The sequence below is a fragment of the Chthonomonas sp. genome, from assembly GCF_035294165.1.
Classification (GTDB): Bacteria; Armatimonadota; Chthonomonadetes; order Chthonomonadales; family Chthonomonadaceae; genus Chthonomonas.
In genome coordinates this window covers 1-2715 of the sequence record NZ_DATGLN010000036.1, presented here as the reverse complement: position 1 = coordinate 2715, position 2715 = coordinate 1, and the positions used below count along the sequence as shown (strand labels likewise).

Below are 2715 nucleotides of genomic sequence, written 5' to 3'. Positions count from 1 at the left end.
GCCCAACGACAGCATGAAGATGGCCAGCAGGTAGGCCGCGATAGGCTCACGCTGCACAATGCCACGTAGATCGGTGAGCGTTTGGCAGTCGTGGCCGCGCCGAGAGAGATAGACCAACACGCCAAAGGCGCCCATGGTCATGAGAGTATAGGCCAAAAGGTAAAACAGCGCCGCGCTGAAGGCAGCGCCTTGCGCCGTGGTGGAGGTGATGGCCGCAAGGGCGGTAGCTAAGTAGCCGGCGTGAGCAATGGAAGAGTAGGCCAACATCCGCTTAACGTTCTCTTGGGTGATGGCCAACAGATTCCCCACAAACATACTCAGCACGGCGATGACCTCTACGGCACCGAGCCAAAAGGCATGCGCGGGCGCCATAGCCCACAGAAAACGAAGCAGGGCCGCAAAAGCCGCCACCTTAGCGGTGCAGGCCATGTAGGCTGAAGCCGACGTAGGAGCCCCCTCGTAGACATCGGGAGTCCACATATGAAAAGGCACAAGAGCCGCCTTAAAACCTAAGCCGATAAGCACCAACGCCATGCCGGCCATCAACATGAAGGTCGGTTCGCCGTGCTGCATTCGGAAGGCAATCTCAGAAAGCGATGTGGTGCCGCCTATCCCTGCCGACTGCGCCGAGCCACCGTAGATAAGCGCCGTTCCGTAAAGGAAGAAGCCTGCCGCAAAGGCGCCGAGCAAGAAATATTTCAAGGCGGCCTCCTCGCTCCGTGCGTTTGTCCGCAAGAAACCGGCCATCACATAGAGCGCCAACGACAGGGTTTCTAAGGCCACAAACAGCACGATGAGATCGTTGGCCATCGCCATCAACATCCCCCCCACCGTTGAGAAGAGGATGAGGGCGTAGTACTCTCCCAAGTTCAGCTTGTGCTCTTCTAGATAGTTCATGGCTAGAAGGATGGCCAAAGCGGCCGATGTCAGCAGCACGAGGCTTATCGCAAGAGAAAAATGATCGATGACCAAGGCCCCGTTGAAAGCGTAGAGGTTTCTCGAATAGGTGTTGATCTGGGCGATGGCATAGCAAGCCGCAAGGCCGACCCCAAAAAGACCGAGGCTGCTGCTAAGCCAGCGAGAACGGCGCCACCAGGCCACGCAGGAATCGGCCACCATCACAAGAATGCCGGTTATCGCTACGATGAGAACGGTCAGAAGAGCGTGCAGACTTTGCGAATTCGTCATCACTTCGTGTTACCTCCTGAAGGCAAAGCCGGCGTCGCCGCTCTGGGCGTTTGTGGCGGCGATGGCATAGGCCTAGAGAAAGGAGAGTTGTTGAACGGAACCCCTCGAGGCGCCGATCGGCGCTGTGGGTTGGGCGACAAACCTGCCGGAATGCGTCCACCACGCGGCATCATGGAGAAGGGAGGACGCGCCCCAGGTGGGAAATGGGTGGGGACCCCTGTGGGCGCGAGGCGGATCGTGCCGTGCTCTCGGTGCGCCTGATAGGTCTCCTCGATCCACCGTTGGTTCAGCAGGGTAGCGACGGGCAAGTCATCACGGATCGCCTCAGAAGAGGCCGGGATCGTCTGACCGACAGGCACGCTCATAGGGCGAACCCAATAGTGCGTTCCAACGCCCAACCAAAAGATGAGCGCGGCCAAAGGCACAAGCACCGGCCATTCGTAACGCCCTAAATCGGGCAGCTTCCGATAGGTTTCGGGGAGCGGGCCGAGCATAAGCCGCTGATACCACCATAAGATGTAGACCGTTGAGAGGATCATGCCGGTGCCCGCGACTGCGGTAGGCCAATAGTTCCCTATTGTAGCCGTCTGTGAGGATATCCAACTGCCGAGGAGAACCGGAAACTCACCGACGAATCCGCTGAAGAAGGGTACCGCCATGCTGGAGAAGGTGCCTATAAGCAGCAGAGTCGCTAAGGTGGGCATCACTTTACGCAAACCACCCAAATCGCGGAAAAGGCGCGTGCCGCACCGTTCCTCCAACATGCCCAAACCTAAAAAGAGGAGAGGCGTGGTAAGTCCGTGGCTCAGGTTGGCCAACAGCGCGCCCATCAGCCCAATGCGCGTGAGGCTGAAGATGCCCAACACCACAAACCCCATGTGAGAAACGCTAGAGTAGGCCACCAGACGCTTCGCGTCGCTCTGAATGGCCGCCACAATGGCACCATAAACGATGCCGATGATGCCGAGCACAATGAAGAAGGGAGCCACCTGGTTCACCTGCGCTGCGAAGATGGGGAGGCAGATACGTACGAAACCATAGACACCCGTCTTCAGCAGCACGAGCGCTACGCTCCCAACCGCCGGAGCCTCCACGTAAGCGTCGGGCAACCAGGTGTGGAATGGGAACATAGGCGTCTTTATGGCAAACGCCAAGGCGAAGGCGCCGAAAAGCAGCATAAGCAGATGGGGGCTTAGCTTGTGCAAGGCGGTGAAGGCCGCCGAGTTCGGATTGGATAGCGCCAGGAGATCGAACGTGCCGGTGTAGTGATAGATGGCAGCAATGGCCACCAACATCAGCACACTTCCCAAGAAAGTATAGAGGAAAAACTTAATCGCTGCCTTACCGCGCTCCGGCCCCCCGTACTGCCCCACAATGAGATAGGTGGGGATCAGCGTGGCCTCGTAGAAAAGATAGAATAGCACCAGATCTAGTGCGCTGTAGGCGCCGACAAGCCCACCTTCCAGCAAAAGCAGCAGGGCCACCATCTCGCGTGCGCCCCGTTTGGCCTGTGCGGCGTAAATCGCG

General features: G+C 58.4%; 2 protein-coding genes. Both read right to left on the bottom strand.

Annotated elements, in window-relative coordinates; all coding sequences use genetic code 11:
- The coding region (locus VKV29_RS01325; RefSeq protein WP_324199491.1) for an NADH-quinone oxidoreductase subunit N at positions 1 to 1188 on the bottom strand (1188 nt) is incomplete at its 3' end.
- Positions 1188 to 2715: NADH-quinone oxidoreductase subunit M (locus VKV29_RS01320; RefSeq protein WP_324199490.1), on the bottom strand; the 1528-nt coding region annotated here is incomplete at its 5' end. The genes VKV29_RS01320 and VKV29_RS01325, both read right to left, overlap by 1 nt.